At 40.7% G+C, this 22,473-nt stretch carries 21 protein-coding genes; 13 read left to right on the forward strand and 8 right to left on the reverse strand.

Annotated features, from left to right (window positions below; all coding sequences use genetic code 11):
• Positions 1–94: 94 nt before the first annotated feature.
• Positions 95–793: a purine nucleoside phosphorylase YfiH/LACC1 family protein gene (locus EHR06_RS12665; protein ID WP_135757334.1), complete on the forward strand. Its 699-nt coding sequence runs from the start codon at positions 95–97 to the stop codon at positions 791–793.
• Between the two features lie 22 nt (positions 794–815).
• Here the strand turns inward: EHR06_RS12665 and EHR06_RS12670 are convergent, their stop codons facing one another.
• The 4 genes from EHR06_RS12670 to EHR06_RS12685 form a co-directional block, all read right to left on the reverse strand.
• Positions 816–1,223: a response regulator gene (locus EHR06_RS12670; RefSeq protein WP_086448829.1), complete on the reverse strand. Its 408-nt coding sequence runs from the start codon at positions 1,221–1,223 to the stop codon at positions 816–818.
• A gap of 108 nt (positions 1,224–1,331) precedes the next feature.
• A complete protein-coding gene (gene leuB / locus EHR06_RS12675) occupies positions 1,332–2,408 on the reverse strand; it encodes a 3-isopropylmalate dehydrogenase (protein ID WP_135757335.1) in 1,077 nt (358 codons plus the stop codon).
• A 20-nt stretch (positions 2,409–2,428) separates the two neighbouring features.
• Complete coding sequence (locus EHR06_RS12680; RefSeq protein WP_135757336.1) at positions 2,429–3,643, reverse strand: aspartate aminotransferase family protein; 1,215 nt, start codon at positions 3,641–3,643, stop codon at positions 2,429–2,431.
• Complete coding sequence (locus tag EHR06_RS12685; RefSeq protein ID WP_135757337.1) at positions 3,640–5,406, reverse strand: phospho-sugar mutase; 1,767 nt, start codon at positions 5,404–5,406, stop codon at positions 3,640–3,642. The genes EHR06_RS12680 and EHR06_RS12685 overlap by 4 nt, the downstream gene beginning before the upstream one ends.
• Before the next feature lie 83 nt (positions 5,407–5,489).
• Here EHR06_RS12685 and EHR06_RS12690 point away from each other — a divergent pair, with 83 nt between their 5' ends.
• Both EHR06_RS12690 and EHR06_RS12695 read left to right on the forward strand, forming a co-directional pair.
• Positions 5,490–5,855, forward strand: a complete 366-nt coding sequence (locus EHR06_RS12690) for a hypothetical protein (RefSeq protein WP_020768199.1) — start codon at positions 5,490–5,492, stop codon at positions 5,853–5,855.
• Positions 5,856–5,877: 22 nt separating this feature from the next.
• Positions 5,878–7,017 carry an aminotransferase class I/II-fold pyridoxal phosphate-dependent enzyme gene (locus EHR06_RS12695; RefSeq protein ID WP_135757338.1) on the forward strand — a complete coding sequence of 380 codons (1,140 nt, stop codon included), beginning with the start codon at positions 5,878–5,880 and terminating at the stop codon, positions 7,015–7,017.
• Here EHR06_RS12695 and EHR06_RS12700 read toward each other — a convergent pair.
• On the reverse strand, positions 6,915–8,063 hold the full coding sequence (locus EHR06_RS12700) for a hypothetical protein (RefSeq protein ID WP_135757339.1): 1,149 nt from the start codon (positions 8,061–8,063) through the stop codon (positions 6,915–6,917). The two genes, EHR06_RS12695 and EHR06_RS12700, sit on opposite strands and share 103 nt — an antisense overlap.
• A gap of 31 nt (positions 8,064–8,094) precedes the next feature.
• On the opposite strand from EHR06_RS12700, the gene EHR06_RS12705 reads away from it, so the two are divergent.
• The 9 genes from EHR06_RS12705 to EHR06_RS12745 all read left to right on the forward strand — a co-directional run bounded on the left by EHR06_RS12705 (position 8,095) and on the right by EHR06_RS12745 (position 17,978).
• Positions 8,095–8,868 (forward strand): LOG family protein, encoded by a 774-nt coding sequence (locus tag EHR06_RS12705; RefSeq protein WP_135757340.1) that lies wholly within the window; start codon positions 8,095–8,097, stop codon positions 8,866–8,868.
• A gap of 98 nt (positions 8,869–8,966) precedes the next feature.
• Complete coding sequence (rpmB, locus tag EHR06_RS12710; RefSeq protein ID WP_008590546.1) at positions 8,967–9,242, forward strand: 50S ribosomal protein L28; 276 nt, start codon at positions 8,967–8,969, stop codon at positions 9,240–9,242.
• On the forward strand, positions 9,199–9,894 hold the full coding sequence (locus tag EHR06_RS12715) for an endonuclease III domain-containing protein (protein ID WP_135757341.1): 696 nt from the start codon (positions 9,199–9,201) through the stop codon (positions 9,892–9,894). Before rpmB ends, EHR06_RS12715 begins: the two co-directional genes overlap by 44 nt.
• Positions 9,895–9,905: 11 nt before the next feature.
• A complete protein-coding gene (locus tag EHR06_RS12720) occupies positions 9,906–10,337 on the forward strand; it encodes an acyl-CoA thioesterase (protein ID WP_135757342.1) in 432 nt (143 codons plus the stop codon).
• A 1-nt stretch (position 10,338) separates the two neighbouring features.
• Complete coding sequence (locus tag EHR06_RS12725; protein ID WP_135757343.1) at positions 10,339–10,755, forward strand: peptide chain release factor family protein; 417 nt, start codon at positions 10,339–10,341, stop codon at positions 10,753–10,755.
• A gap of 5 nt (positions 10,756–10,760) precedes the next feature.
• Positions 10,761–12,644: an excinuclease ABC subunit UvrC gene (uvrC, locus tag EHR06_RS12730; protein WP_135757344.1), complete on the forward strand. Its 1,884-nt coding sequence runs from the start codon at positions 10,761–10,763 to the stop codon at positions 12,642–12,644.
• Positions 12,645–12,694: 50 nt separating this feature from the next.
• Positions 12,695–14,827 (forward strand): LIC11755 family lipoprotein, encoded by a 2,133-nt coding sequence (locus EHR06_RS12735; RefSeq protein ID WP_135757345.1) that lies wholly within the window; start codon positions 12,695–12,697, stop codon positions 14,825–14,827.
• 11 nt (positions 14,828–14,838) lie between these two features.
• Positions 14,839–16,227 carry an LA_2168 family protein gene (locus tag EHR06_RS12740; protein WP_135757346.1) on the forward strand — a complete coding sequence of 463 codons (1,389 nt, stop codon included), beginning with the start codon at positions 14,839–14,841 and terminating at the stop codon, positions 16,225–16,227.
• Positions 16,224–17,978: a phospholipase D-like domain-containing protein gene (locus tag EHR06_RS12745; RefSeq protein WP_135757347.1), complete on the forward strand. Its 1,755-nt coding sequence runs from the start codon at positions 16,224–16,226 to the stop codon at positions 17,976–17,978. The genes EHR06_RS12740 and EHR06_RS12745 overlap by 4 nt, the downstream gene beginning before the upstream one ends.
• On the opposite strand, the gene EHR06_RS12750 is transcribed toward EHR06_RS12745, so the two are convergent.
• Complete coding sequence (locus EHR06_RS12750; RefSeq protein WP_135757348.1) at positions 17,958–19,286, reverse strand: O-antigen ligase family protein; 1,329 nt, start codon at positions 19,284–19,286, stop codon at positions 17,958–17,960. The genes EHR06_RS12745 and EHR06_RS12750 overlap by 21 nt on opposite strands.
• A gap of 125 nt (positions 19,287–19,411) precedes the next feature.
• Between EHR06_RS12750 and EHR06_RS12755 the strand changes: the two genes are divergently transcribed.
• On the forward strand, positions 19,412–20,707 hold the full coding sequence (locus tag EHR06_RS12755) for a glycosyltransferase (RefSeq protein ID WP_135757349.1): 1,296 nt from the start codon (positions 19,412–19,414) through the stop codon (positions 20,705–20,707).
• Here the strand turns inward: EHR06_RS12755 and EHR06_RS12760 are convergent, their stop codons facing one another.
• Together EHR06_RS12760 and EHR06_RS12765 are read right to left on the reverse strand one after the other, a co-directional pair.
• Entirely contained in the window at positions 20,708–21,766 is a 1,059-nt protein-coding gene (locus EHR06_RS12760) for a glycosyltransferase family 9 protein (protein WP_135757350.1), read from the reverse strand. It lies immediately after the preceding gene.
• The gene (locus EHR06_RS12765) at positions 21,763–22,365 is read right to left on the reverse strand and encodes a DUF4254 domain-containing protein (protein ID WP_135757351.1); all 603 of its coding nucleotides are present in this window, start codon (positions 22,363–22,365) and stop codon (positions 21,763–21,765) included. The genes EHR06_RS12760 and EHR06_RS12765 overlap by 4 nt, the downstream gene beginning before the upstream one ends.
• Positions 22,366–22,473: the final 108 nt, after the last annotated feature.

A 22,473-nucleotide genomic window follows, 5' to 3' on the forward strand; every position in this document is an offset into this window, starting at 1 on the left:
GGATTTTTTTTCCGGGATTCTCTTTCGGTTCCGTTTCCGGCTCGAAATATTTCCTCTCTTTTCTATACAAGACCAGGACTTCTCCAAGTCAAGTATGATCGATCATAGATTTTTTCTAGAAGACAAAAGAAGCCTTAGGCTTTTGATCCTGGGAAACAAAGAAGCTTCCGGAGATCCGAACGATCCTAATTTTATCCGGGAAAGGGTAGTCCAGGCCTCGGGCGTTGCAGGCGCGGAAGTATTCTTCATGAATCAGGAACATGGAACCACCATCCTGGAAGCGAACGGATCTCCCGGGGCGGATATTCCTATAGGTGACGCTCTATTTACCACCGAACCTAAAAAAATCCTAGTCGTAAAAACTGCGGATTGTATGCCCATCTTCTTTTGGACCGGGAGACCTGCACTTGTTGGTGTGATCCATTCAGGCTGGAAAGGAACTCTTGCAGGTATTACTGAAAAGACCCTGGCTCATGTACAAAAAAGATATGGAGTAGATCCTGAATTAGTTCATTTTTATTTGGGACCTTATGCTACCGGCAAACATTACGAAGTCGGAGAAGATGTCGCTTCTCTTTTCAGAAAAGAAGTTCCGAATTCTCTCAAAACATTGGAAGAATCCGGAAAGTTTTTATTAGAACAAAAAACTTTCTTACTTCATAGGATTAAAAGTCTGGGGATCCAACCTTTTTTGGAAACTGCTGGAGTTTGTACCATGTCTCCCAATTCCAAATTTTTCAGTCATAGAAGGGGAGATACAGGTAGAAACTTAAATTGTATCTGGTTGGAATAAGATCCTAACGAAAAATTTAGGATCAGATCTTGATGGTCTTTCGAACGGTTGCGTTTGCTTTTTCTAAGACCTTCTCTCTTTTGATAGGTTTTACTAGATAGTCCATGATACCGTCTTCGGTTAAAGCCTTAATAACCGCAGGAGTGTTTTCGTCGGTGATCACGATCACTCTGGGAAGAACTCCCATATCTTTCATTTCGTAAAAAGCAGCAAAACCGTCTATCACAGGGAGGTGAAGGTCTAATGTAATCAGGTCTACCTTTCGGTTGTCCTTGTACATATTTAGGAGTTCTTTGCCCGATTCCGCAAAACCGACCACTTCGTAACCTTCGGATTCCAGGATCTGAGCCAATTGTTTGGCTTGGAATTTAGAATTTTCCGCAATGATTACCTGATAAGGTCTTCCTGATGGAGCTACTCCGCCTTTCATCCAGTCACCGTCCCCGTTAATTCAAGAAATTTCCAGAAAGTTTCATACTTTCAGTATTTATATACGTAAAAATATGAAATTTCCAGGCATGGAATTCAATTCCAGGCTTTATAAAACCTTCTCAATTTCTATTCCGATTTCTTCCGTTCCCAAAATTTCGGCGCCTTTCTCGGCGATATCTCTGGTACGTTTTCCTGCGGAAATCACTTTACGGACCGCAGTTTCTATCTTTTGTGCTTCTTCTTCCATGGAGAAAGAATAACGTAAGAGTAGTGCGGCACTCAAAATCTGGGCGATCGGGTTTGCAATTCCTTTGCCTGCGATGTCCGGAGCGGAACCGCCGGAAGGTTCATACAAACCGAAACCTGATTCTGAAAGGGAAGCGGAAGGAAGCATCCCGATGGAACCTGTGATGATGGAAGCCTCGTCTGAAAGAATATCCCCGAACATATTCTCGCAAAGTATCACGTCGAATTGTTTCGGATTTACGATCAACTGCATCGCCGCATTGTCCACGTAAAGATGGGATAATTGGACGTCAGAAAATTCTCTTTTGTGCAGATCGATCACCACTTCTTTCCAAAAAACGGAAGTGGTTAATACGTTTGCCTTATCGATACTCGTGACCTTATTATTTCTTTTTCTCGCCGCTTCGAATGCAACTCTTGCTGCTCTTTCTATTTCTCTGCGGGAATATCTCATTGTGTCATATGCGAATTCTTCCGCTCCGCTTCCTTCTCTGCCTTTTGGCTGGCCGAAATAGATCCCGGAGGTTAATTCTCTTAGGATCAAAATGTCCAGACCATCTCCGATGATCTCTTGTTTTATTGGAGAAGCGTTTCTAAGTTCAGGGTAGATGATCGCAGGTCTAAGGTTTGCGAATAGATCGAAATGTTTACGTAAAGGAAGAAGAGCTCCTCTTTCCGGTTGTTTTTCCGGAGGAAGAGATTCCCATTTAGGACCTCCCACTGAACCGAATAGGATCGCATCCGATTCTTCGCAAAGTTTTAATGTTTCCGGAGGGAGTGGGCTGCCTGTCTTATCGATAGCTGCCCCTCCTACTAAGCTTTCCGTAAATTGGAAGTCGGAGGTTTTGGAGCCTAACGCTTTTTTCAAAACGGATAGGGCCACTTTCATGACCTCTGGGCCGATTCCATCCCCTGCTAATACGGCTACTTTTTTCATAGATAATATTGTTTTCCTTTTTATTTCTGTGCGTCTAGGACTGATTCAAGAATATCCAGTCCTTCATTCAAATATTGTGCTGAGATCGTAAGAGGAGGCATGATACGAATGACTGTGTCTCCAGTTGCATTTACGATCAGTCCTTTTTCCAAACAGATTTCTGCGATCGGTCTAGAAGGAATAGTTAATTCTACTCCGATATGCAGACCCTTTCCTCTGATCTCTTTGATGATCTTATTCTTTTGTTTCATCTGGTTCAAACGGCTGAACGCGATCTCTGAACAAGAGTTTACATTTGCTAGAACATCCCTAGTTTGTATGATCCGAATGGTTTCATAAGCGATTGCAGCGCCTAAATGGTTTCCACCGTAAGTGGTGCCATGGGTACCTTTAGCTAGAACATTTTGGTATTTTTCAGCAACTACCAAAGCGCCGATCGGAAATCCGGAACCGAGCCCTTTTGCAAGTGCCATTACATCCGGAGAAAATCCATAAGTCTCGAATGCGAACATAGTACCTGTTCTTCCGAAACCTGTTTGGATCTCGTCCAAAATAAGAAGTGCCTCATTTTCTAGAGTCAATTCTCTCACCAGGTTCATATATCCGTGGGAAAGCGGAATGATACCACTTTCTCCCAAGATAGGTTCCGCAATGAATGCTACCACTCTTCCTGCGAATCTTTCGAACGCTTCTACAAGTTCTTCTTCGTTGTTTGGAGCAACGAATTCTATCCCGTCCAAAAGTTTTCCAAAACCCGTATGAAGTTTTTTCTGTCCTGTTAAACTGATCCCTGAAACGGATCTTCCATGGAAACTTTTCTGTAGAGAAATGATAATCGGATCATGGATCTGCTTTTGTTCCGCATATGCTCTTGCAAGTTTAAATGCAGCTTCGATCGCTTCCGTTCCTGAATTACATAAGAATACTTTTCCCGGAAAAGTATTCAGTACGAGAAGTTCCGCTAAACGAGACGCCTCTTCCGAATAGAACCAATTGGAAGTATGCATCAATTTGTCTATTTGGTTGCGGATCGCTTCTATAATATCAGGATCGCTATGGCCCAGATTTGTAACAGCCACACCCGCTAAAAAGTCAATGTACTGCTTATTGTTTTGATCGAATAATAATTCGTTCACTCCGTAACGGAATGCTACAGGGTAACGATTGAATAAGTCTAGAAGATACTTGTCTGTAAGTTCTTTTGTAGTCTGGAAATCTGATGCAGTTTCGTTCATGATAAACCCGCCAATTGTAAAAATAAGGACTCTGTTTCTTTCAATTCTTCTAATAAACCTTCGGTGAGTTTTGGGATCTCGGCTTTGGTCTTAGGAGAAGTCCTGCTCTTGAAAGAAGAATAAATTTTGATCTTAGGCTCAGTCCCGGAGGGACGGATGGTCAGCTTTGCCTGGCCTTCTAATTCTAATTGGATCACATCGGAAGAAGGAAGACCTGAAAACGCGGATTTGGATGCGCTTCCTTTAGCGATCTTATTCTTAAAATCTAAAAATCCAGTCACCTTTCTTTTGCCGATGGATTTTCCGATCAGATCATTGTCCCTAAGGGATTGAAGCGAATCTTGGATTTTCTTTTTGCCTGCAAGTCCTTCTAATGTTAAAGACTTTAGACTTTCTTGGTACAATCCATATTTAAGATATACATCATCCATATAGGAAAGAAGGTCTTTTTTCTCGGAAAGAACTTCCATGAGTAGAAGTGCAGAAGATAAACTGTCCTTATCTCTCACGAATTCCACAGGTAAATACCCGTAGGATTCTTCTCCGCCGAATAAGAAATATTGGGTTTTACTCTTATCCAGTTTTCCCATCACTTCCGCGATAAACTTGAAACCTGTTAGAACATTCTTAAGTGAGATCTTGTTCTTCTTTGCGATCTCTGCTTGCAAGTCGGTGGTTACTACAGTTTTTACTAGAACCGGCTTTTTGCCTTTTTTAGGTTTTGATCCAACCTTCTCCGCTAAGTAAGCAGCTAAAATGGAACCGATCTGGTTTCCGTTTAGAAGAGCATATCCTCCCTTAGGATTTTTGACTCCGATGCCTAGTCTATCCGCGTCCGGGTCGGTTGCAATAAAAGCATCCGCTCCAATTTTTTCGGAAAGTTTTCTGCTCATCTCCAGAGCTTCCGGTTCTTCCGGGTTCGGGAATTTAACCGTTGGAAATTCTCCATCCGGATCTTTCTGTTCCGGAACCAAGGTCACGTTTTTATACCCGAAGTCTTGTAGTAGCTTCTTCATATATTTTCCACCGGTTCCGTGGAGAGGAGAATATACTAATTTGGTTTGGGATCTTTCTTTAGGAGTGACCTTAGAAGATACGATCCCTGACTTTTTAAGAGCTTTTAGATAAGAAGAAAAACAATCTTCTCCCGCTTTTTGGACTAACTTCTTGTATTTTGCGTCCTTGGAAGAAAGGAAAGGGATCTCATTCCAATCTTGGACCTTGTCGATCAAAGAAATGATCTTTTTATCGTCAGGAGGAGCAAGTTGCTCTCCTTTAGAAAGATATGCTTTGAATCCATTGTATTCAGGTGGGTTATGAGACGCAGTTAGTACCACACCTCCAGTTGCCTTATAATAACGGACTGCATAAGAGAGTAATGGTGTAGGAGCTACTTCCGAGAATAGGATTACCTTGATCCCGAAAGATGCAGCCACTCCTGCAGTGACTTCTGCAAATTCTCTGGACCTTCTTCTGGAATCGTATGCGATCACGAGTATCGGTTTTTTGGATTTTTGGACCAGATATCTGGAAAAACCTAGAGCAGCTTTTCCGACGGTGAACTCATTCATTCTACCTATCCCGTTACCTATCCTTCCTCTCATTCCACCTGTACCGAATTCGAGAGGTACCGTATAGGCTTCGATCTCTAGGCCGTTTGTTTCTCCCTTTTTGTATCTGTCCAGGACTGCCTTGGCTTCTTTTTGCACCTGGGGAGAAAAAGGGGCCTTGGTCCAAGATTCTATGTGGGATTCTGTGCTCATATATTTCTCTAGTTCACCCTATACTTGGAATAAAAAATCTAGTTCTTCCTGGTTCAAGACGTTTTTTCGCCGATCCTAATAGTATGGAATCTAATGAAATTTCCCGAGAACAACATAGGGAACTGGACTCTCTCAGAGCCGTTTTACGAAACATTTCCTTTCTGTTATTTTTACTTTCCGGAATTTTAACATTCGGGGCCTTTTTGAAGGAAGCTCCCGGAAAGATTGTAATCCAAGCAGTGTCAGCGGTTTTATTTTTTATACTGGGAATTTTGGGCTACGGTGCATCTCTTTCTTTCCGTAAGTCCTTGGTCTTGGAGGAGAAGGATCCGGAGCAGATCTTATTTGCCCTAAAGGACCTGAGATTTTTCCTAAGCGGCCTGGGTTGGATCTTACTCGGTCTATTTTTACTTTCCTTTTTCGGAGCTTTTGCATTGCTTCTTTCCTGAATGAGTAAACCATGCTCTGGACGTGGGTTTAAGAGAATTTTTCATAGAAGATCGTCTGGAAAAATTTAGGACGGAAGCTCCCTGCAATTTGGGAGAAAGTGGTATCCGTAATCTGGACCTAAGCACTCTTTCAGATTACCTAAATTTAGATCTGAGAGAATTGGGAAAACTTTCCTTAGCGGATTCTCCCAATTCCGGCAGAAAAGATCTAAGAGAAGAAATTTCAAAACTTTATAATAATGTTTCTCCGGATCAGGTCTTGGTTACCACAGGAACAGGAGAGGCGCTCTTCATCGCATTTAATTTACTGATACAAAAACAAGGTATTACTTCTTTATTCTGGCCCGCGTTTCAGGCATTGTACGAAGTTCCAAGATCTTTAGGCGCCAATTTGCAAAAAGTGGACCTTCTTCCAAGGCTCGAAAGTAAAGAGTTTGGTTTTGGAAAAGAGAACCTGAACAAACTATTTCAAAATTCTCCTAATCTTATTATATTCAATCATCCTCATAATCCGACAGGGATCATAGCGGAAGAGGAAGATAAGAAAGAACTACAAAGGCTCGCCGGAAATTTCTCAAATTGGATCTTGTTCGATGAACATTATAGATTTCTTTCGGAAGAAGATGATTTGGGCTGGAGCGGCATTGGGATTTGCGAAAATTCGATCTCCACAGGTTCTATCACAAAATGTTTTGGTGTGATGGGACTTAGGATCGGTTGGCTCGTAGGTCCTAAGGATTGGATCCAAAAAGCAAGGTCCATGAAGGATTATCTGACCCATACAGTTTCTCCCATCTCCGAGTTTCTGACCTTGAAACTTTTGCAAAATCGTAAGTTGCTTCAGAGTAAAATTCGAGAAAGTCTGAGGGAGAATATCCGAACCTTCGCCCATGCAAGCAAAAATAAACTCCCCGGAATCGAAAGTTTTAAAGAACCAAGAGGCGGAGTAGTCGGTTTTGCGAAATTGCACCCTGGCTTGGATTCCAGAAAATTTGCGGACCTTCTATACGAAAAAGCAGGAGTGTTTGTTTTACCTTCCGCTGATTTTGAAACGGAAGGTTATATCCGGCTAGGTTTTGGAGAAACAGAAAAAAGATTTCGTTTAGGTCTTGCACGCTGGAGCAGCTTAGGATCGGAACTGATCGCTCTTTTGAATAAATAAGCTGTCTGTCTGTCTCTTGCAAAAGTTTCCGATTCCAAAGTGAAATAGGATTTTCCTAAGAATATATGAGGGCTTTCTAATATACTTTCGAATTTAGAATTTTCTCCGGCAGGTTTCCAGCTCCATTCCAAACCTCTGATCCCTACTTTTAAATTTTCCCCTTGGATTTTCCAGTAGGTTTCTCCGGTTCGAAAAGGTAATCCTTGTCTGAGCCTTGGATCTTCCTCCTTCAATTGGTCCGGAGAGATCCAAACTCCGAGTGGATATAATAATGGTTTTTCCGGATCTATTTCTTCTTCTTTTTTGTGACCATAGACCCAAACTTCCGTTCTATACACTCTGTTTGGACTGGGATAAGTATCCTCGTATAAATTTCCCAACTGGTGGGATAGAACTCTCATGGAATGGATGCGTACCTTCCATTTTCCCGGTTCTCCCACTGGAAGAACTGATTCAGGTAAACAATCCTGGAACAGATCGGAAGGAACAGAGGTCTCCCAAATTACGAATGGAGAAAGTGTAAGAGTGCTTGTTTGTGGGAACCAAACTTCCCAGAAATAAGGCTGCTTACGCAGGTGGAAATTTTCGGATTTGCGGACCTTCTTCTTTGGCTCCTCTTGGAATAAATTTTCTCCGGGATGGAACGCTCTAAAACTTGGTTCCGATTCTTGGATTTTGGATTTCCAAGGTAGAAAAAAGAATAAGGACCAAAGGGAAACCTTATGTTTTCGGACCTTATGGAATTTTCTTTTTGCGTTTGGATAAATACTTTCTGTTTCGGTTTCCGAAAAGGAGAAGGGCGGCAGGTTCTCGGACCAGTCTTCGGTCGTTCCAGATTCCTTTCCGTTTAAATTGCGAAAATCCACAGTATGGGACTCTGCCGTAACGTAAGGATCCAGCCTTTTTCGGAGTCTGATCTTTCCCGCATCCCATTTGACGGAAAGGTGAAAAAAGGAGGATCGGACAAGTGCGAAAATTTTTTCTTTTAAACTTCTTAGTCCGATCATTCTTGGAGATAGGTTAGTAGATAGAGTTGGGAAAGGCAAGCCTAACTTCCCCTAAAAAAAGGAAAGAAATATGGGAAGAACGTCCTTAGAACATGAAGAGTTTTTAAAATCCATAGATGCGTTCCATCTAAGGGTGCTCGCAGAAATTGATTATCCTCAATCCCTTTTTAGAGAAGGAAAGATCCAGGATACAATTTGTTTATTCGGCTCTGCTCGGATCTTAAGTCCGGAAGAATGTAGAGAAAAAGAAACAAAGGATCTCTCCGAATCGGAGAGGAAATTATTCCAAAAACAAAAAGAGATGTCCGTTTATTATGAGGCCGCTCGTAAAACCGCAAGTCTCATCACTACATGGGGAAAAGAAATTTCAAAAGATACCAGAAGAATGGCTGTCTGCACAGGCGGCGGCCCTGGGATTATGGAAGCAGCCAACCGTGGAGCCAAGGAGGCAGGCGGCCCAAGTCTCGGTTTGAATATCAGACTTCCTTTCGAACAATTCGTAAATCCTTATGTGGATCCTGAGATCAGCGTAGAGTTTCATTATTTTTTCATGAGAAAACTTTGGTTTCTAAGGTTGTCCATGGGAGTTGTAGCTTTTCCGGGAGGTTTCGGAACTGTGGATGAGTTATTCGAAACTTTGACTCTGATCCAAACTGGTCGCAATAATCGTAAAATTCCAGTGATCCTTTACGGGACCAAGTTCTGGAAGGATATATTCCAATTGGAAACTATGAAAGAATATGGACTCATTGATCCAGAAGACCTGAATCTAATGACCTATTGTGATACTCCTGAAGATGTTCTGGAGACATTAAAGAAGAAGGTCCCGCTGGATTCGGAGTAATTCTCAAGATGGCACAAAATTTGGAATAAGTTTCAAAATGGTACAAAATCTTTTTGGATTCCTTGACAGACCCTGCTTATAGAAAATTATGGTCGCGTATGGCCAGAAAATGTGTTGTGACAGGGAAAGGAACGATATCCGGAAACAATGTTTCCCACTCTCACCTTAAAACCCGTAGAACCTGGAAAATCAACCTAATCAAAAAACGTATCTTCTTAGAAGATGAGAATCGTTGGGTAACCGTTCGTATCTCTACCCGCGCTTTAAGAACCCTTAAAAAGAAAGGGATCAAAGCTGCGATCAAAGATAACGGCGAATCACTAAAAGCACTTGCGCCCAAAAAGTACGTCGGAATCCAAAAAAAGGCAATCTAGTCCTTCTTTTTCCGCGACCCCTGAATATGTTTCCCGGATTTACTTCCTACTCAGGAAGGAATTCGGGGACGTAAATTCTCCTCTCCAATATTCCAAAGACTACGAATTTGCGATCTCGGTAATTCTTTCCGCTCAGTGTACTGACGAAAGGGTAAACCAGGTAAGCCCTGTTCTTTTCAAAGAGTTTCCTACATTGGAATCTCTCGCTTCTGCTCCTTTAAAGAAGATAGAAAAGATCATTTATTCCACAGGTTTTTATAAGAATAAGGCAAAGTCGGTTTCCGGTTTTGCGAACCTTCTACTAAATGAATACGACGGCAAATTGCCAAAGAGTATCAAGGAATTGATCAAACTTCCGGGTATAGGAAGAAAAACAGCAAACGTAGTATTAAATGAGATCCATCATATTTCGGAAGGATTCGTGGTGGACACTCACGTAAAAAGGATCTCTAAAAAGTTAGGACTTACCAAACAAACGGATCCTGTAAAAGTGGAGAAGGATCTAATGCAAAATATTCAACCGGAATACTGGATGGATCTGTCCTTGTATTTTATATTTTTAGGAAGAAAATACTGTAAGGCGCATAAGACATTCTGTGAGACTTGTATACTCAGAAAGGAATGCCCTTCTTCCACGGCGAAACAAGATTAGAGAGGCCAAAAATGAGCGTAGAAGTTTTTTTAGATGAAAAGATCCAAGGAATGGAATTAAGCACTCAACATATAGTCATGTCCAGGGATTTAAACCAACATGGCTTTCTTTTCGGGGGACAAATGCTTGCTTGGATCGACGAAGGTTGTGCTATGTTCGTCATCGAAAAAATCGGATATTCTAATCTTGTCACTGTGACTATGGATAATGTGATCTTTAAAAGCCCGGGTTTACTAGGAGAGATCATACAAATTTTTTCTAAAATAGAAAAAGTAGGAAAAAGTTCCATCACCATCCGAAGCGCGGCCATCGCAAAAAATCAGATGAAAAAAGAAATAAGGGAGATCATAGATTGTAGGGTGACTTACGTCTGTTTGGACGATTCCGGAAAACCTTTCCCTTATTTCAGTCAATTCGATCCGGAAGAATTCCTAAAAAGATAAAATGGCCGTTCAACTCCCTGTCTCTCCCGAAAAAGCAAACCTTCTTCTTTCCAGAATGAAGAAGTTGGGAATCCAAGAATCCGACCTGGAAGAAACTTTTGTAAGAAGCGGAGGCAAGGGCGGGCAGAATGTGAACAAGGTTTCGACTGCCGTTCGACTTCTATATAAAAAGACAGGCCTCGAAATTAAATGTTCCATTCATCGCACCCAAGGTTTAAACAGATATAAGGCGAGAGTTCTTTTATGCGAGAAGTTAGAGGCGGAAATTTTAGAGGCTTCTAAAATAGAAGATCCTAAACTTACAAAGATCAGAAAGGCCAAGGCGGATAAGGCGAGAAAAGCCAAAAGAAAGGCCGCTTCCAAAACTTTGGCAGGTCTAAAAAGAAAAGCACCTCCCGCGGATTGGGATGAAGAATAGTCACCATGCCGGATATAGTCAATCATACACTGATTGTAGAAAAACTCAAAAACCTTACGGGTTCTCCCGGATGTTATCTTTGGAAGAATTCGGAAGGAGAGGTGATCTATGTAGGCAAGGCCAAAAATCTAGATAAGAGGATCCGCAACTATTTAAAAGAAAAACAAACCGATCTTAAAACCAGATACTTACAGAGAGAAATTTTCGATCTGGATTGGTTTGCCACTTCCACCGAAAAAGAAGCTTTAATTTTAGAAGCTACACTCATTAAAAAACACAATCCTAGATACAATGTTCGTTTAAAGGATGATAAAAAATATCCGTACATATGCGTTTCACTTTCTGAACCTTATCCTATGGTGTTTATCACGCGTAAAATAAAAGATAATGGAGATAGATACTTCGGTCCTTTTACGGATGTAAGGACCACTCGGGAAATTTTAGATGTGATACTTCGGATTTTTCCAATTCGAAAAGTTAGACAAAAGCTTCCGCTTCCTAAACCTAAACGACCTTGTTTGAATTTTCAGATGGGAAGATGTTTAGGGCCCTGCCAAGGAACGGTCCCTAAAGAGGAATATGCAGTAATTGTAAACCAGATCATCCAATTTTTAGAGGGTAAAAAAGAGATCCTAGCGAACGAACTCACCAAACGAATGGATGAATATTCCGGAAAAATGGAATTTGAGATCGCAGCTCGTTATCGGGATATGTTAGGAAGACTTCAGATCTTTAGACAAAAACAAACCGTAGTGAGTATGGACGGCGGGGATGAGGATGTGATCGCATTCGCCCGCAAAGAAGACGAGGGACAAGTAGTTCTAATGGAAGTGAGAGGCGGACTGTTGGATAATAAAAAGTCTTTTCCTCTGCAAGGTGTGCAGAATTCAACGGAAGAGGAAATATTGTCCTCCTTCTTCCGAGATTATTATATGGGAGCGGGAATGATCCCTGCAAGTATAGTAGTTCCTTTCGGTTTAAAAGAAGAAGGGGAAACCGTGCTCGATTTCCTGCAAGAGAAGACCGGATTTAGACCTAAATTAAGATTTCCTAAAGCAGGGGAGAAAAAATCCCTCTTAAAGATCGCGGAAAAAAACGCGGAACTTGGACTGACTGAGAGACTTCTCGCCACTCATTATAAGGACCAAACAGTGGCTCTTAAAGAGATCCAAGAGATGTTCCAGTTAAAAGAGCCTCCTCATATCATGGAATGTTATGATATTTCCCATTTCCAAGGATCATTCCCGGTTGCGAGCGGAGTGATGTTCGTAGAAGGAAAACCTTTCAAACAAGGATATCGAAAGTATAATATTCGAGGTTATGAAGGTATTAATGATCCGGGAATGATGCATGAAGTGATTTCCAGAAGATTGCAAAGGATCATCAATGAAGATGGAGTGATGCCTGATCTGATCGTAATTGATGGAGGTCCTACACAGCTTGGAAAGGCATGCGAGGCTGCTGTGGAGGCAGGCGCTGCAAATCTTCCTATGGTGGGGCTTGCTAAAAAAAGAGAAGAGATCTATTTTCCCGGAGAAAATTCTCCTTATAGTTTTGATATGAATTCTCCCGGAATGAGATTATTACGCCATCTTAGGGACGAGGCCCATAGATTCGGAGTGGAACACCATCGTTCTAGACGAAATAGGGAGGCACTCACAGGTCTTATTCGAGAAGTACCTGATATAGGTTTAAAAAGAAGTAAACTTCTACTCCAATCATTTTCCGGACAGAAAAAGATAGAAGATGCAAATATCGCAGAGCTCATGAAAGTCCCTGGTATTGGAGAAGCGCTCGCAGAGAAAATTTATAACTATTTCCATTCTACTGCAAATCCCGCGGGTCCTGGCGGAATCGTAATTCCGGAAAATTCCTCCACTAATTCCTAAAAATCGCAAGTGAGAAGTTTTTCTCCAGACAAGTAGCTCTGGAGGGAAAAATGCGAACAATACTATCGGCTTTCAGCCTAATCATCTTTTTTATTTCGGCTTCCTGTAAGCAAGACTCAGCTTCAGAGTTACTCTGGGAAGAAACGGAAAAGTCTGTACAATTCAGATACGATCCAAACTACTCGGAAGATCCTAGACTTATCTCTGATCTGGTCCGAGAGAATGATCGAATTTGTTTTATCTCCGGAGAAGATCCGAATTTTAGCATCCGGATCTGCATCCACGAAGAGGGAATTTCGGAATATATACGAGTTCTTTCCGCTTGGAAAGAAGGATCACTTATTTCAGAATTTGTTTCTACTCTTTCGGATCATTCCGAATATAGAATAGGGACCTATCTATTCTCCGGAATTAAGAAGAAGGTAAAAGATCCCAAATTTGGACTTGTTGGGGATTCAAAATTAAAGTTTTTAAGTGCGAGCGACTCTGTTTGGGATAGGTCCGACTTTAATCTCAAAAATCATTTTAAAACTTTTAGTATATTCAGTCTTTCGAATGGATCCTATTTTTTAGTCCTTCCTCCTTGGATTGGATCTGAGGTTTATTTAGGACTTTCTTTCCAAGCATCCGATCTGGAAAAAGAGATCCGAAATCTGATCCAAGAAAAAAATAGGATCGGTTTAGGAACATGCACTTCCTCTATTCCGATCATTACCGAAATTTTCGGAGAAACGAATTCTAATTTAGGAAGATGGATAGAGGTCTATAATCCACATACTTTCCCGATCTGCGAAGAAGGTTTGGAGTTAAATTTATTCGGAAACAAGGTCACTCTTCCTAAAACAACCGGTTTTATTTCTCCTTATGAGACTAGGATCTATTCCGAAGACTCCGCTTCTTTAGAAAGTATTTCTTTTTCCGGGATCAAATGGGGGGATTTGAAGAAGGCCGGAAAAATTTTACTAAGCCGGGGAGATCAGTCATATGAGTTCAATCTTCCGGGAACAGGATATCTATTCGGAGAGAACTATTATTCTTGGAAAGGTAATACGTTCTCTAACTGTAAAACTTCTTCTCCATTTTGTATGGATCCAGGAGAGAATAGGACTACAAACTTGGAGAGCGGGGCGGATTGTGATCCGAACGATTTTGTATTAGAAGAACTGAATCCGAATGGTCTATTACATAAAGGTGTTTTACAGGAAGATTGGAAATACTTAGATCTAATCTATACTGGAAACAAAATTTGTGATCCTTCTTCTTTAAAAATTTCCTGGGGTAAAAATCTTTTCCCGATCAAGATCTCTAAAAAAATTTCAGCGGGAGAAATTCTAAGTATAGGGAACCTTCCTTTTCTATTAGGCAGTCCTTCCTATTCCTTTTCTATTTTTAAATCAACCTCTACGACTGATATTGTTTCCATATCCAATTCTAACGGAAAGGAGAAGGTTCTCTGGGACGGGATCTTTAGGACTTCCAAAGGAATTCCGAATCGAATCGTACTGCAAAAAACGAATGGAGAAACTGTAAGTATTTGTTTTGAGAATGGGGAGTCGTTTCTTCATCCATACTTCGATTCATATTTAAATGCAAGTTCACAATCCGCTTTTTCTCAGTCAGCGATAGCTTTAGAAAATCCAAGGACATCTGCTGCTATAAAATTTTGTTCCAAATCGAAAACTATTAGTGAGGTAAAGTTTTCAGAAATATCTTGGATGGGTTCTTACCAAGGTTCGGATCCGATCTCAAAAGATAGATTTTTGGAATTTGTATCGATTGGAGATAGTTTTCCTGATTCCGCTTTTTTGGAAATTATCCAAGGAAATGGAACAGTAGTTTCTATAATTCTTCCTTTAGAGAAAGAAGGTCTGAGCGTCCTTTCTTCCGGGAGATCCATTTGTTTTCCTCAAACAGAGTTTTGGAAGGATCCAAGTTTTAGTTTACCTTCTTCCGGATCGAATCTTCTTAAAGTGTATGATCCTAATACTGGAGGAGTTTGGGATGAGTTTTACTACAGTTCGTCCGGTCCAGGTGTAAACGATACCAGAAATAAAATTCGAAAATCCGCATATTCCAAATCAGGATCCGGCGTTAGAGCTTGGTTTGCAAGCCTCTATGAGGGCAGGCCGTTTAGAGATCCGAGTTGTTCTTTCACGGATGCTCATCCTGGATTTTTGGAATAAGAAGCTTACTCATGAAAAAAATCTTCTTCTTATTTCTGCTTTTGTATGCCCATATTATATCTTCAGAAGAAATTAAGAATCCTTCTTTGGAGATTTATTTCCAATGGATCTTGTTTAGGACCCAAGGAAGGATATCGGATGAAAAAGAAAGTTCCAGAATTTTTGCGTTAGCTTCACCTGCTGTATTCGGTTTCAAATTCGAGAAGTCTACAGAACAGTTTAGGTCGGACTTAGAATGGTATCTGGTTACCACTCCAAATTCCGGGACATTCTTCCTGCCCGGAAGAAACTCTTATTTTGGGATCCTTTACAAAGGACTTTTATGGGGAGCGGGAAGAAAATCGGACCCGGAAGAATTTCCAGCCTGGTCCTTTTGGAAAGACGGAGTGGAAGGTCTATTTGCGGAAACAGAATTGGATCGGATCAAGATTAGATTCGATATTTTGGATCTATACAGAGGATTTCCATTATTGGAAAACCAATGGTTGAAATTACAGGGAAGAGAGTCATTTCTTCCTAAATCTGCAAGGGAAGAATTAGTTTCCGAAAAGGATTATTCATTAAACTCACAATCCAGATATAGGGCCGGGATCAGCCTAACTGGATACAAAGAAGATCGTCTTGTATACAGATTCAGAGTGCGTTACCTGTCCTTGGGGGATTGGGGAAAATTCGGTTCAGATACGAAGGAATCCAAATCGGAAAGTATAGAAGGAGACAGAGATTATTTAGTAGAATGGAGACTTGGTTTAGGATTTCTCTGGAGATACTTTTATATTTCGGGAGACTTATTTCTTTCCAGAGGGATCGATAAAACAGGATACCATCCTTCCCGCTTTGAAAGATCTATACCGATCAGTGGTGAGGCCCTCAGATTCGATTTAGGTTTTTATAATACGCACGGAAAAATCTCGATTTTTGGATTTTTGCCTGATAGAGAGAAAAGATCTTCTCAAGGAGAAGTTTTAGAACTAGGTTTTGTAGGAATGGGAGCTTCTCCCATTGCAAATCCGATCTTACAACAAGTTTGGGGATTTTATCCATCTGCTTGGATCACAGATCAAGGTTTAGAGAGAGAAGAAACTAATTTTCCAGGTAAAAGACCTGCAAACTTATTAGGCTGGAAAGCGGAAGGAAAGTTTTCCGGAATTTCTACTGGGATACATTTTACCTATATCGGTTTTTTGAAAGAAGAGAATTCTTCTTCAGGCCTTTGGACAATTTCTTCTAAAAATATACAAAACAAATTTCTAAGAGAAGCGGGTGTAAGTATTTCCTGGTCTCCTTCGGAAGATAATTCCGCAAAGATCGAATTGGATCTAGGAGGTTTTGAATCAGACGAAACAACGGGACTGAAACAATGGTACATGCTCTTTCGTATAGTGGGAGTTTGGAAATGAAGAAGTTTTTGCTCTTACTCTCGCTTCTTTGTTTTTACTCCTGCGAAAAAACGGAAGAAGATGTTTCTATTTTCTGGGAAGATGAATTCTATCCTCAGGTATTCTTTTCTTATCCAGGGAGATTTGTTCCGATCGGCAAAAAGAGAAATGTAAGAGATGAGATCCTGCGGATCATTCGAGATACCGAAGTATCCATCTACATGCATATATACTCTTTCGATGATCCGGAGATAGAAGCGGAACTTATCCAAGCAAACCGAAGAGGGGTTCGTTTGGAACTCATGGGCGAATTGGGAAAAACATATCCGGTTTCTCTTCTACCTTTTTTGAAATATTGGAAAGGAACCGGGCTACAGCATACCAAGGTTTTGGTTTCCGACCGGTCATTGGTATTTATAGGAACAGGTAATTTTACTTATTACGGTTTGGAACAGGATCATAACGGATATCTGGAATTCAAAATGGATCGGAGTGAATGGGGGAAATTTCATTCTTTTCTAAAAGAAGAATATCCCTTTCCCGTTTTGAAAATTGCAGGATTAGAATTCTGGAATTCTCCTATGGAAGGAAATCTGATCCAGAATCGACTTTTTGATTCAGTTCTTTCTTCTAAACATTCTATTCGATATCTGATCTTTGATCATTATGATCCGATTTTGAGTTCAGGATTTACCCGCGTAGATCATGGATCGATCGGAGGGATCTATAACCGCCCTGTAGATCCTGAAGGAGAAATTCTTTCGGGTCTTCCTGGAATAGAGATCTTAGAAGATGGAAATGAGGATATTTTAGACGATCCAACAATCGGTAAAGGGGGACTTCTTCATCATAAAACTATGATCTTAGACGATTCGGAAGTTCTAACAGGTTCTTATAATTATTCCCTGAGCGCAAGAGACTCTAACAGGGAGATTTTTATTCGAATTAGAAATGAAAGAGTCTCTAAAGAATTTCAGGAGGAATGGGAGAATATTAAAAGTAAATCCAAAACTGTGAATGTTTCTGTATCTGAATTGCCGGTTCACGAGCATTCTTTCGATTCGGAGAATGATCAAATTTGCAGATCAGGAACACAACCTGAGGATTCATTTTTGGAAATTGGATTTATTTGGTTTCATTGGTACAATTTGTACAGATGGAAAGAAGAGTCATGTAAATCGGTAACGGATTATCTATCGATCAGCTCTCGTCATTTTGGAGGCAAAAATGAATTTCCGAAAGAAGGAACGGAAGACTTAGGAATTCGTCAATTTTCCAGATCTGGAAGGTTTGGATTTTCCCTTCCAAAATCGGATTTGATGGAAGAATTCCATTCTGCGATCGGACGACCTTCTCATTTCCTAAGACCGTCTCAATTTTTGGGAACAGCAGGAGCCTGGATTTTTCCGAATGAATCCGAACTAAGAGGACTTATCTCCGAAAATGTTCCCCAGAATGTTTGGATCTTAGACAGAGGAAAACTTCCTAAAAAATTAGGAATTTCGTTGGAAGAAGGAGTGTATTATCTTTCGGAGAATATAAGTTCTAATTCTGCAGTGGTCCTAGTGGAATATGAAAATTTCGGTTTGTACTTCTGTTATAAAACTATTAACTATAATCTAAACTGGCCGGAACAGATCCTATTTGCAGTTTATAATTCAAGAGAAAGTTCTAATTTTCCAGAACGGTATTCAAAATCGGATCTGGATTTTTTTGCAGAGCAAGGACTTCCGGATCAAAGAAGGAAAAACTTATGCGTTATCTCTCTTTGATAGTAGGACTTCTCCTTTTATGAAAAGACCTAATAAGATCCAGAATAGGATCACCACCTCGTCATCCTGGAAATAACATTGGAACAAACCTGAGACAAAAAATCCGATGAGTCCATAAAAGAATAATATGATCTGAAAATCTTGCTTAGATTGAAATAGATATGCGATCAGGATCGCTCCCAGTCCTAAATAGATCAAAACGGCAGGGATCCCAAACACGGAAGCCAGATGGAAATAATCGTTATGAGCATGTCCCCTTTGTGTGACTTCGTAGAAATAAGCAAGTTCGGAATATTCTTCCGAATGAGCGATCCGTACCTTCTCTATTTCTTTATTATAATTCCCGGGGCCAACTCCTATAATTGGATGCTCCTGAATGAGTGGAAAACTAGAATCCCAAATAAATGTTCTTCCGGAATCGGTATGTTTTTCTTTTCCGAAAAGCGGACCGATTACTTTTTTACCCGCAGGACTAAATGCGAGAATCAGTCCTATTAAAAACAAAAGTCCTAAAAAGAGGGAAGCTCCCTTGACCAAAAAGGATCTTGAAAATTCTTTTCTGATGAAGAATAAATGGACTCCCGCAAAAAAGATACTCACTCCGGCTCCGATCATACTGGATCTTGCTTGGTTCAGTAAAAATACTAGGCAGTATAAAAAGAGCAGGATTCCTGCTATCAGTATCCTCTTTTTATCGCCTTGGATCAAAGTTCTTAAAAAACCGAACACCACAAATGCGGAGAAAAATTGTAATAATCCACCGAAGGTCAAATGAGTGTTCATCAAACCTATGGAGATATAAAGAGGAATAGAAGAAAGTGAACCTAATGGATGAGTGAATCTATAACTGCTGGAAGTTTTGTACAGATCGCTGATCAGCCTGGAGAGCCGGACTGGAGTGAAACCTCCTGCAACTCCAGTAAATACTAGGATCAAAAAAAGCCAAAAGAGTGCACGATATATCTTAGGCAAATCTTCCTTTGTAGTAAATCCTACGGAGAGTAATCCAAAAAATAGGAAGAAGTCTTTGAGTTCTCCATTCCAAGCTGCCTTTGTGTATCCAGTGGAATTGTCGAAAACGAGATGGACCAAAAATACGATCCCATACCATAGAAAAAGAGAAATGGAAATTTTAGAAACGGGATGGTTCGGTAGGATCTCCTTCCAATTTCCGGATCTCAATTGGTCCGCTAGTCCGAAAAAAAAGGAAAGCACCAGAAATCCCTGGCTGAGACTGACCGAAATTCCGATCGAAGGAATGGTTGCGAGTAAACAGAATAGATGCGCTTTTTTTAAAAACTCGTTCATCTGGATTCTGGAAATAATCTCACCGATCTATTCTTTGTAAATTCGATTATTTTTCACATAGATTTCTGTAATGGAGTGGTAAAATCCATATTATGGAGGAGATTGGTTCCGCATTAGGAACCTAGATGAAGATTCTTTATTTTTCGGACACCTTTTTACCCAAAATAGACGGGGTCGCTATTTCAATGAGAAATTTTGCGGAAGCCCTCGCCGAAAGAGGACATGAATTTTTAATTTGTTGTCCACGTTATGGAGAAGGTGACTTCGATAGAATGGGGGATCATATCCGCCTGGAAAGATTCAGAAGCGGATACCTGCCTAGTTACCCTGATATTAAAGTAGTTTTACCTTCTCCTTCTAAGATCAAAAGAGCGATCAAGGAATTCCAGCCTGATCTGGTGCATATCCACACTCCTGGGCTCATGGGAGTCTATGGGATCAATGCCACCGAAAAATACGGGATCCCGAGTATAGGGACCTATCATACATTGATGTCCGAACAGGATATGTATCTTTCTTTTTACCGCCTTCTTAAACTGGATAAACTTTTCATGAGAATTGGAAAGTTGAATAAGAAGATCAAGATAAAGGACTTAGTGAAATTTGAAAAATTCGACAAGTTCAATATCCGTAAAAAGATCATTCTGAAAATTACGAATAATTTATACGACCGCTGTGATCTGATCATTTCTCCTTCTCATCTGATCAAAAAACAGTTAGAAGAGTTCGGATTAAAGAAACCTGTGGCGGTTATCTCTAACGGATTGGATCTTTCTCAGTTTAAAGGAAGCCCTAAAACACTTTCGGAAAGCCCTAAACTTCTGCATGTTGGCAGGATCTCCTACGAGAAAAATTGTGATGTGATCATAAACTCTTTCAAATTGATCATAGAGAAGATCCCGTCGGCTACTCTGACGATCATTGGAGATGGACCTGCTTTGGCATCTCTAAAGGTTCAGGCCCAAAAGTTGGGTATAGACCAAGCAATTACGTTTACCGGTTTTATAGATAGGGCGGAACTTCCGAATCATTACCCGAATTACGATCTATTCTTGACTGCTTCTACCATGGAAACCCAAGGACTTGTGATCTTGGAATCTGTGGCCTGCGGTCTTCCTGCAGTGGGCGTGGATTCATTTGCGATCCCGGAACTCGTTCATGACGGAGTAAACGGATTTATCGCAAAACCATTCGATGTAAGAGATATCGCAGAGAAAACAGTTCGTATTTTAGAAGATCCGGCCATGTATGCTTCCTTCTCCAAAGAATCCTTAAAGATCTCACAAAGCCATGAAATGAAAGCATGCGTGGATAGAATGGAAGAAGTATATAGATCAGTCGCCGATCAAAAGAATAAAAAGAAGAAAAGATCCATACTAAATACGATCTTCTCATTGGATCCTTTTGGGATCATGGGCTGATCAGAAAAGTGTATTAATATTTTTGATGACGTTGATACGTTTGATCACGTCTTCCGGAGTAATTCTTTCCATACAGGCAAAGTCTTTTCGATAACATGTAGTATTTCCGTAAATACTACATGGTCTGCAAGGCAGATCGTCTATTTGTAAAACTCCAGTGTCTTCCTGACCAAAAGGTGCAAATCCGGAAAGAGGGTGAGTGGTACCGAATAAGGCGATCACAGGACGTTTCAGAAGTGCCGCAATATGGATATTGGAAGAATCCATTCCGATAATTACATCCATTCTTTCCATGATCCCTAATTCGCCTCGTATTCCTAGTTTACCGCCGGAAACGATCGTCATGGACTGGTCCCCATTTCTCCATTCTTCCATTTGGACCGCTTCTTGGGAGGAACCGAATAAGAAAATTCTAATATTAGGGAATTCTTCTTTTAATAGTTTGAGAAGTCCCAGACTTTTTTCCATAGGCCATTCTTTCAGTTTATGGCCTGCAAAAGGTGCATATCCCACCCATAGTCCTTCTTTTTTATCTATCTTTCTGGCAAGAAGGAAGTCTTTTGCATAAATTTTGGACTCAGGGTCCACGTTGATCCAAGGTCCTTTACGGACAGTTGCAGGAAATCCGGCTTTTTCGAAAACTTTCAGATATCTGTCCACTGTGTGGGGAAGTTTACGCAAAACTTTACGTGTCTTACGGATCTGGCGCATCTTTTCCCTTCTTCCTTTAATGATCCTGAAGACTGAAATTCCTCTTATCCAAAAGAAAAAACTGATAAAACGGGATCTAACGCTGGAATGGAGATCTACGATCTTTTCGTAAGGACCTAGTTTATTCAATTCTTTGAATAAACGATATAAGCCTGAGAGGCCTTTATACTTTTTAAGATTGATCCCGATCACATGGACGTTCGGGATATTATAAAAGAAGGGAGCATAGTTCCCTCTTGTAACGACAGTGATTTGTATATTCGTATACTTGGCGGCTACGGCGATCAATGCCGGGGCCATCAAGGCGACATCTCCCATCGCTGAGAATCTTAGCACCAAAAGATTCATGCTTGTTTTGTATATAAGGAAGGGTTCAGATTTTTGTCGTTATACATTTTCATCTGCCTATACACCTTATAGAATTTATCTCCTTTAGATAAATCGTCCAGAAGTTCATCCAGACATTTGGAAAGATCGGTTCTTTGTTCCAGTAAAACATTCAGTTTGTTTTGGCAGGTAATGATATGATCAGGGCTCACATCCTTTCTTTCCGTTTGTTCTTTCATATGATAAATTTTGAGTTCCAGGATGCTCATCCTGTCTATCAGCCAAGCCGGGGTTTCCGAGTTCATTCTGGCATTCGGCTTTCTTTCCACAGACTTGTACATCGCGGAGATCTGGTCGTCGATCTGCTCTACAAGGTCAGTCCTTTCCTGGTTCAAAGCGTCTATTTTTCTTTTGAACTGGACTAGCTCCTTATCAGGAAGGTCAGGCCTTCTGATCTCGTCCTCTACATGCCATTGGATGGTATCTATTTGGTTTTTTTGGTAAAATAGGAACTCTAGGGAGGACTTAGGGAATGGATTCGGAGAAAGTTCTTCCGCTTTATGCCAGTCCGTGACGGAATTTCTGAATATCTCAACCACTTTGGCCGATTCTAACTTCATCGGAGCTAGAATTTACGCGATAGACCAAAAATCAAGAGGATTTCCTACTAATCGGTCCGTCGGCTAATACCGGAAGAATCTAGTTCCGCTTTACAAAATAAATTTCCC

The sequence above is a fragment of the Leptospira dzoumogneensis genome, from assembly GCF_004770895.1.
GTDB classification, from domain to species: domain Bacteria; phylum Spirochaetota; class Leptospiria; order Leptospirales; family Leptospiraceae; genus Leptospira_B; species Leptospira_B dzoumogneensis.